The sequence below is a fragment of the Sodalis-like endosymbiont of Proechinophthirus fluctus genome (assembly GCF_001602625.1).
GTDB lineage: Bacteria > Pseudomonadota > Gammaproteobacteria > Enterobacterales > Enterobacteriaceae.
This window is the reverse complement of sequence record NZ_LECR01000030.1, coordinates 5942-13048: the sequence shown is the minus strand read 5'-3', so window position 1 is coordinate 13048 and position 7107 is coordinate 5942. Positions and strand designations below refer to the sequence as shown.

Annotated in this window: 5 protein-coding genes and 4 pseudogenes; 4 read left to right on the top strand and 5 right to left on the bottom strand. The window is 48.6% G+C overall.

Going from position 1 to position 7107, the window contains the following annotated elements; genetic code table 11:
- A pseudogene (locus tag BG74_RS16400) lies at nt 1-452 on the bottom strand (Y-family DNA polymerase); the annotation flags it as partial.
- A 220-nt stretch (nt 453-672) separates the two neighbouring features.
- On the opposite strand from BG74_RS16400, the gene BG74_RS14765 reads away from it, so the two are divergent.
- A complete protein-coding gene (locus tag BG74_RS14765; protein ID WP_066596669.1) occupies nt 673-939 on the top strand; it encodes a hypothetical protein in 267 nt (88 codons plus the stop codon).
- A 254-nt stretch (nt 940-1193) separates the two neighbouring features.
- The gene (locus tag BG74_RS14760; RefSeq protein ID WP_204376301.1) at nt 1194-1340 is read left to right on the top strand and encodes a hypothetical protein; all 147 of its coding nucleotides are present in this window, start codon (nt 1194-1196) and stop codon (nt 1338-1340) included.
- A gap of 91 nt (nt 1341-1431) precedes the next feature.
- Here the strand turns inward: BG74_RS14760 and BG74_RS12780 are convergent.
- Nucleotides 1432-2124 (bottom strand): annotated as a pseudogene (locus BG74_RS12780) (class II glutamine amidotransferase); the annotation flags it as partial.
- Nucleotides 2125-2157: 33 nt separating this feature from the next.
- Nucleotides 2158-2742 (bottom strand): D-sedoheptulose 7-phosphate isomerase, encoded by a 585-nt coding sequence (gene lpcA, locus BG74_RS03580; protein ID WP_066596668.1) that lies wholly within the window; start codon nt 2740-2742, stop codon nt 2158-2160.
- A 1265-nt stretch (nt 2743-4007) separates the two neighbouring features.
- Here lpcA and BG74_RS16395 point away from each other — a divergent pair.
- A pseudogene (locus tag BG74_RS16395) lies at nt 4008-4313 on the top strand (aminotransferase class I/II-fold pyridoxal phosphate-dependent enzyme); the annotation flags it as partial.
- A 205-nt stretch (nt 4314-4518) separates the two neighbouring features.
- Here the strand turns inward: BG74_RS16395 and BG74_RS14755 are convergent.
- Both BG74_RS14755 and dnaQ read right to left on the bottom strand, forming a co-directional pair.
- A pseudogene (locus BG74_RS14755) lies at nt 4519-5482 on the bottom strand (allantoinase); the annotation flags it as partial.
- Nucleotides 5483-6086: 604 nt separating this feature from the next.
- On the bottom strand, nt 6087-6836 hold the full coding sequence (gene dnaQ / locus BG74_RS03560; RefSeq protein WP_066596666.1) for a DNA polymerase III subunit epsilon: 750 nt from the start codon (nt 6834-6836) through the stop codon (nt 6087-6089).
- Between the two features lie 52 nt (nt 6837-6888).
- Here dnaQ and BG74_RS16390 point away from each other — a divergent pair.
- On the top strand, nt 6889-7107 hold a 219-nt coding region (locus BG74_RS16390; RefSeq protein ID WP_305809568.1), incomplete at its 3' end, for an RNase H family protein.

Below are 7107 nucleotides of genomic sequence, written 5' to 3'. Positions count from 1 at the left end.
AGGTGATTTTCGCTAAAACTTAACTGGCGCTTACATACACCAAGCCGAGGTCGTTAGCCTCAGCTCATCGGCAATCTCATGGCGGATAGCATTCGCCATCAGGGTGACAAAACCATTGCAATAATCGCTGTCGGTGACGTCCATAAACGCCTCAACGCCTCATCCAGCGACAGCAGCTCGATGAGCGAAGTGACGTATAGAGGGAGAAAATAGAACGAATATGATCAGAGAACTCTTTATACACCGCCATATACGGCTGAGGATCACCGTCAGATAGGGCAGAGTTTTAATGCCATTATGGTGTGGACATGGCGTCATGCACGCCATAGCGTTGTAGCGATCGGCGCGGCCTCTGCCGCCGATCGCCAGAGGAATGTCGCACAAGCGTCGATTATCGCACATTTCGACCGCGGCAAAAAGCAGTCCATATCGACATGTATGATTTTATGCATCCAGCCTATTAACCTGTACAGATATACAGTAAATATTCTCATCTATACAAAACTTATATTGATAAAATAATACTCAGAGATATTCTGTCGCTGATTGCCCACGGGCAGTTGACAGACCCACTGGTAACGTTCGTCGCTGGCGGCTCATTTATTTTGATGCAACAGGAATGACAATGCATATATTATTTGCACTGTTGTTGGCAATGCTTTCTTATTCCCGGTGTACGGCTACGCCAGCGATCAGGCAAAAGTCAGCCAGGAACTTAAGCAACAATTATTAGGCTCACTAGTATTTATTCAGATCCTTAAAGAGGAGCGCATATTGGAACTTTATGCCAAGATAGATAACACCTACCATCTGGTGAACAGCTTTCAAATTTACAAGTTTTCCAGCGGTCTGGGTCCGAAACGGCACGAAGGTGATTTCATGATCCAGGAGGGCATTTATGCCATTGATACCCGTAATCTGAATCCCAACAGTCATTAATATCGCTTTCCCAATAATTACGATTGGACACAGGTTTATTTTGGCGTTAACTTGATAATTAACATCGCTTATCTCTCTATCGGCTGCTATGCTATAACCGATACCTCTATCGCGGAAATTTATCGCTATGCGTAAGATTCGTTGCTAATATAGCTAGGATGAATTAAAGATTAATGTTTTCCCGCTCTATATGACGCTGAAAAATATGCAGAGACACTACTATTTATTCAGCCAATTATAAATTATAGAGCTAGTTGCAGCCCAACTATACCTATCTCGCTGAATATCATCAGCCGCCGGCAGTGTCGGTAGTTAACTGGCAATATGTGATAAGCCTGTCGCTGATGCTGCAAAGCAACAGGCCGGTCGTGTTACAATTCGCGCTCGCCAAGCCAGAATAATACTCATTACCAGTCGCTACTCGCTGCCAGGTTTAGTTGCCGGTCACCCAGCTTGGTGGCTATCCCTTGACCACGTCATTAGCATGGTCTACTTTTGAAAATCGATTTCCACATCCTGATCAAGCAGCGTGGCTTTCCCAAACGGCGCATGCCCGGTTATCCAATTGCAGATTGTTTGAACAATAAATCATGGTAACAGCCGTCAGACAGCAGTATACTGAAAATCCCTTTTTGCTGCAGTGAATCCGCTAAGCCAGCAATATAGCGAAACACTGACGGCCAGTAGCGCAGCGTTTGCGGATAGCGTTCTGCCAAGCTGGCAAGCAGCCAGAAAAAAGCCTGCTCGCTATCGGGTCTGGCCCCCCACCGGACGAAAATTGCCGGTTTTCAGCGTTCGATAGCCAATCAACCGGCCATTGTGGGCAGAGGTCCAGTGGCAGCCCCAGAGTTCTCAGGTAAATAGTAGGTATTCTCCAGCGCCACCCTGCCGCGATTAGCCTGGCGAATTATGGGAGACTACGCGTGGGATTTGATAGGATCAATCCCACACCAGACGGGCGATATGCGAGTCTGTGCTGGGCAACGGATCCTTGAGTGTACGACAGACAGCCCAGTCCTTCGTAAAAGGTGATTCCTCAGTTTTCCTTATGCGGTCCGGTTTAGCCGCATGCGGTCCGGTCTAGCCGCGCCACACAGCACCAAGGTCGGAAAGCAGCACCAAGTCAGAAAATCTGAAACAAATATCTGTTGGTATATTAGCACTCATACCGAGTAATTCATACATACCCCTCTACTGTCGATCCCCTGCAGGTCTGGGTTATCCCTGCACGGCCATTTCTTTCTCGATGAGCAGTATCAGAATATGAATGGCCTTGATATGGATTTCCTGAATGCGATCGGCATAGCCGAAATGGGGGACGCGAATTTCTACATCTGCGCTGCCGGCCATTTTACCGCCCTCTTTGCCAATAAGGACGATAACCTGCATCCCTTTGGCACGCGCGGCATCAATGGCGCGGATGATATTCGCCGAGTTGCCGGAGGTAGAAATACCGACCAGAACATCGCCCTGATTGCCTACCGCTTCAACATAACGCGAGAAGACCTGCTCATAACCGAAATCGTTGCTCACGCAGGAGAGATGACTGGGGTCGGAAATGACGATAACGGGATAGCCAGGGCGATTTTCGCGATAGCGACCGGTTAATTCTTCGGCAAAATGCATCGCATCGCAGTGGGAACCGCCGTTACCGCAAGAGAGAACTTTTCTGCCGGCTTTAAAGGTATCGGCAATCAATTTAGCCGCGTCTTCAATAGACTGGATATGGCGCTCGTCGTTAAGGAAATTTTGCAGCGTTTTCAGGGCTTCGTTAAGTTCGTTGCGGATCAAATCCTGATACATTGGGATCGTCCCTCAATCAAGGCTAGCGAATGGATGAAATTTTCCGGCTGCAGTTTACCGGAATGCTCTTATCGTGAGAAGCGACGTTCAAGCCGTGATTTTGTGCCATCTCATAAAATATAAATATAATAAGTATATTTATATTTTATTTAATAATTGTAATTATATAACATTGTTCTGACGAATAGGGCGACAGAAGCGATAGGGGTCTACCATCTTCATCGTATAACGCGGTAACAGGGCTAAGGCCAACCTACCTTTTTCGTTGAATACCGAAGCCCCGGATTAGTCGCCGGATCTTGCGCTATTGATTAGACTCTAGGTAGAAAAAAGCCCCGCTTCATGAGGAGGCGGGATGGCAGGGTGGCGCGAGGGGATATTACTCGACCAGCGCTTCCGTCGAAATGCCGATGGTAATGTCATCGCTGACGTTGGGCATGAACTGCCCCATTTTAAATTCTGAATGCTTGATTATGGTGATGGTATTGTGAAATACACGGCGGCTTTTTTGGCCATAGGCTTAGGATGTTCGCCCTGCTTATTCAACACCGCATCCAATATGGCTGGACGGCTGATACCCTCACCTTAACAGTCAAATCGCTAAAGACCTGATAACGATCATCGCCTTTGCTGACGATTTTAGTGCTGTGAAATGTCGCGTTAATATACTGTTTCTGATAGAAAAATATTCTGTACCTTTGAATTCATCGTTCAGCGCCTCCATTATGGATATCCACATTTTAACCGGAATAGTGACACCTACTTTGGCATTCGCGATAGCCGTATTATCCAGCACAATAGTACCAGTAATAGCGGAAAAGTTGGCGCTAGGGTTGAAAAATCCGAAATGATTCTACGGGAACACCAGCGAAGTACGCTTGGGATCCAGATGGTAGATTTCCGTTTTTGCCTGGTCGATACCCGCAGCCAACAGCAAGCCCGATAGCCAGAGGTAAAAACGTCTTTTTCGTCGTAATTATGCCAATTCTATTGGTCATATTGCCGAAAGAAACCTTCATCATGAAGGCGTTAGATAGAGGGATTGTCACTGAATATATTTGTTAACCATCTTCAAAAAAATTTTTACCACAGTTGCAGTAGACATTTAGCCGCCTACACGTCTTAATTGTCAATTATCGCTAGCATGTTATTTTGGCTAAAAATCCGGCTACCAGGAGTCATTAACCATGATGACCTACTTATCCTGCAAAGTAAGCTCCTAGCGCTGAGCACTACTCCACTATCTTTACCCAAAATTTACCCAAATAAGCACGCTGACGCGACACCATCATCCAGGAGATCAACTTTTCCCAGGGTTTTCGCGATCTTGACGGTCCCAACTATTTGAAATCCCGACTGGCCTAGCACATCAGTCAGGGTGTCAATCAATATACCCCCTATGACCGGCTTTGCGCCGCTGCTAAAACGGCGCAGCTCTACGGCTGGTGTCCCGACGTCAAGACCAAGGTGACGCGGTCACCGCCGGCGCGACCGAGGTGCTGTTTGCCACCATCAGCGCGCTGGTGCGCCCGGGGGATGAAATGATCTGTTTCGATCCCAGCTATGATAACCCTGGCGCGATGCTGACCGTTTCAGCCTAACACCTTAACCTGCGGCGTACTAACCGTGCCAGCAAGGCGTCGGTCTGGCCGTTCATGTCAGCTAGCTAAAGCAATGGAGAGCGACAACATTAGTGTGATGCCTTAGTGGGGCGAGCTGGCGTACGGAGTCCTTATCGTTATTCTTCCTGCGTCGGTACGCTTCCTGATAGGGAATGGGAAGGTGGGTGATCCGGTGATCAGCGATATCCTGGCGACGGCAAATCCATACTCGTTCGTGCTGCTGAATATAATCAAGAAACGGCAGCAGTATATGCGAAAGCGTCCCGGACTGCTTAAAATTCGGCTATGCATGCCGATGGAAAACATCTTCGGCGACCTCTCCCTTTCAGGGTAGAACACATCGAAGCTGTCTCGCATATAAGTGAAGAACTGCTCACCGCTGTTAACCCCTGGGGCGTGGTGAAACGCATATCGTTGACCTCCAGAGTATAGAAGATGATTAAATGCGGTTTTGCCGTCTCGTCCCGCCAGGTTACCTGCGTCCAAAACAGCAGATCGTCGCCGTAATAATATCTATCTCTGCCGTATTAGAAGCCCTTCTGCTCAACCACCAACTGCCGAGTGTTAAGGCTATCATGGCCGGTATACCAACCCAGTGACCGTGTACTAAACAGTTACGTCAACACGTTTATTTCCTGCTGCATATGTTGTCGTTCGGTCTTTAGCGTCGAATCCCCGATAATGCAGCTAGTGCCAGCCGTGGCTGACCACACCATGGTCAGCCACCTTAATGCCTCCGCCGTCGGATTGTGCAGCAGCACCATGGCTGCGCCAAAGACGGTCAACGGCAGACTGGGGCCAGCCAATATTCCTAGTGAATCCGACAAAAACCGGCCTGGGAGTCGTATTACCCGGGAGTCATTATACCGAATCCATCAACATCTATCTTTCTGGATAACTAGCGGCGCCAATGATATTGGAAAGAAATTGTTCGGAACCCACGTACCCATGCAGAATATGATTTTCAGCCCATTCTTCATAATTCAGGACAAACTGCACCACGATACGTGCCTGCCCGGGGGACAAGTCGGCATGCGGGGCTTTCCAGAATAACCGATAAAATCGCTTAGGTAATTAGCGTTGAAAGCAAAACTATTGTTCTCTGTCTCGTTACTGATTGTCAGTTACTTTTTATGTCGGAAAATCGCGACTTTTTTCACCGCTGGCGATAATGCCAATACCCTGTACTGACGCGATGAATTCAGCGCCGCGCACACCTTAACGATGACCGGCATCCCTCCCGCCCATGCGTTCTATGCAACGTCACTGCTGCCATCTGAACCTAAAATTAGGTTGACACTGGGCCGCGTAGCAACCGTACGAGTGCCTGATACGCCACAGTTTACGTTTACGCCGCGCGACGGAAGCTGGAATAACGTCTTGATCTAGACCTAAACTTGAATATAATCGAGACAGTACGCGAAGACATGTTCCCCGCGCTAACCATTCAAAAACCTCGTGTCTCCTAAAGCACGGAGTTTTTGAATGGTTAGCGGTATACGGACAGGACTCGAAACTGCGACCCCCTGCGTAACAGGCAGGTATTCTAACCGACCTAACTACTGCACCACGCACCTGTGCTCCGTCGGGAAAGCGAGGCAAATAGTAAAATCGCGACTGAGTAACGTCAATGCTTTTCATAACGTCGTAAAATCATTTGCTGATAGATGAGCACGCTGCTGCATTCATTCATTTTTACCTGACGGAATGATTTTACTCGCTTTACGCGGGGCTCTCTTTCCGCCATAGGCAGCTGCCGCCCTCTTTCTGCACTAGATCCAACCGCTGCTCGTGGGCTACGAATTCCTCATAGCTGGCATAAACGATCTTCAGCGACGTCTGTGCACGCTGCAGCCGCTGAATTTGCACGGTATCGTCCGCTTCGCACTGCTCCTGCTCCCCTTCCGTCGCAAAACGCATGGCGGTCTGTCCGCCAGTCATCATCAAGAAAACGTCAGCCAGGATTTCGGCATCGAGCAAAGCTCCGTGAAGGGTACGCTTACTCTTATCGATTAGATAGCGGTCACACAGCGCATCTAAACTATTGCGCTTACCGGGGAACATTTTGCGCGCCAGCAGCAGGCTATCCGTTACCCTGCAAAAAGTGTCGGTTTTAGCGATACCGCGATTAAGCATCGCAAACTCATAGTCCATAAAGCCGATATCGAAGGGGGCGTTATGAATGATCAATTCGCCGCCGCGAATGAACTGTAAAAATTCATCCGCCACGTCGGCAAACGTCGGTTTATCCGCCAGAAACTCGTCGCTGATGCCGTGGACATTGAATGCTTCGGGGTCTACCAGCCGGTCCGGTTTCAGATAGACATGGAAGTGCCAGCCAGTCAATCGGCGATTAATGACCTCTACCGCACCGATTTCAATAATTCGGTGTCCTTCGTAGTGTATACCCAACTTGTTCATGCCGGTGGTTTCAGTATCCAGAACAATCTGTCGCGTAATGTTAGTGCTCATAGTGCTCGTTTATGTCAGACTTGGTATTTAACATGAAGCAAGTTTACCAGAGATGCGCAAACAGGTTAAAATTTTCACCGACGGTTCGTGCTTGGGCAATCCTGGCCCCGGCGGCTATGGCGCTATATTGCGCTATAAACAGCATGAAAAAACATTCAGCGCTGGTTATAACCTGACCACCAACAACCGCATGGAGTTGATGGCGGCCATCGTGGCGCTGGAAGGGCTAGCGGACGCCTGTGAGGTCTTGCTCAGCACCGACAGCCAGTAC